Consider the following 1,023-nt stretch of genomic DNA (forward strand, 5'->3'; position numbering starts at 1 on the left):
GGGCCAGGCCTGCGTGCTGTATGACGGGACCCGCGTGCTGGGCGGCGGGTTCATCCGCCGGCGCGTGCCCGGCGCGGCCTGAGCGTTCGTTCGGCAGCGTTCATTCGGCGTTTACGTTTGCCCCCGGCAGTGGAGCCGGGGCGGGGAGGAGACGGGCATGGCGGATGGCAGGCTGGTCATCGGCACCAAGCGATATTCGTCCTGGTCGCTGCGCGGCTGGCTGGTCGTGCATCTGGCCGGGCTGGACGTGGAGGAGGTGCTGATCCCGATCGCGGGCGGCGGGGGCACGGCGGGGATCAGGGCGGTGTCGCCGAACGGGCTGGTGCCCTATCTGGAGCATTGCGGCGCGCGGGTCTGGGAAAGCCTGGCGATCGGCGAATATTGCGCCGAGATCGCGCCGGCCCTGTGGCCCCGGGAGCGGGCGGCGCGGGCCCATGCGCGGAGCATCGCGGCCGAGATGCACGCCGGTTTCGGGGCGCTGCGCGCGGCGCTGCCGATGAATCTGGGGCGGGTGGCCCGTCCTCTCGGGGGGCAGGGTCCGGCCGGCGGTCTGTCCGATGCCGTGCGGGGGGACGTCGCGCGGATCGAAGCCGTCCTGTCGGAGACCCGGGCGGCGTTCGGGGGCGGGGGGCCGTACCTGTTCGGAGGCGAACTGACGGTCGCCGATGCGATGTATGCGCCGGTGATCGCGCGGTTCCTGTCCTATGACGTGGCGCTGTCGCCGGTGGTGGCGGCGTATGCGGCGTCGGTGCGGACCCATCCGCTGATGGTGCGCTGGTATGACGAGGCGGCGCGCGAGCCGGAAGCCTGGCGGCTGGATCGTTACGAATCCGTGGCGTGACGGCCTGATGGCCGTGCCGAGGGTGATGACCGTGCTGCCGCCGCGCGAGCGTTTCGCGCCCGGGTGCAGCGGGGTGATCGGCCTGCTGGTGCATCGTCTGGCGGGTGCCGGGGACCTGGTGGTCGGGGCGGCGGTGGACGATCCGTTCGCGGACGTGGCGTTCCGGGCGGTGCCGCGCGCCT

2 protein-coding genes are annotated in these 1,023 nt (G+C 73.1%); both read left to right on the top strand.

The genetic code is table 11. The annotated features are described in order from the left end of the window. Window positions 1-82: aminomethyltransferase beta-barrel domain-containing protein (locus tag HUK84_RS23700; RefSeq protein ID WP_317135323.1), on the top strand; the 82-nt coding region annotated here is incomplete at its 5' end. Window positions 83-157: 75 nt separating this feature from the next. Beyond that, a complete protein-coding gene (locus tag HUK84_RS19885; protein ID WP_176641746.1) occupies window positions 158-841 on the top strand; it encodes a glutathione S-transferase C-terminal domain-containing protein in 684 nt (227 codons plus the stop codon). Window positions 842-1,023 lie beyond the last annotated feature (182 nt).

Origin of the sequence: Nguyenibacter vanlangensis, from assembly GCF_013376155.1 — a bacterium.
In the GTDB taxonomy this organism is placed as follows: domain Bacteria; phylum Pseudomonadota; class Alphaproteobacteria; order Acetobacterales; family Acetobacteraceae; genus Gluconacetobacter; species Gluconacetobacter vanlangensis.

Excerpts from the sequence above, each read along its gene's own strand:
- HUK84_RS19885 (WP_176641746.1), top strand. The coding sequence starts at position 158 with ATGGCGGATGGCAGGCTGGTCATCGGCACCAAGCGATATTCGTCCTGG.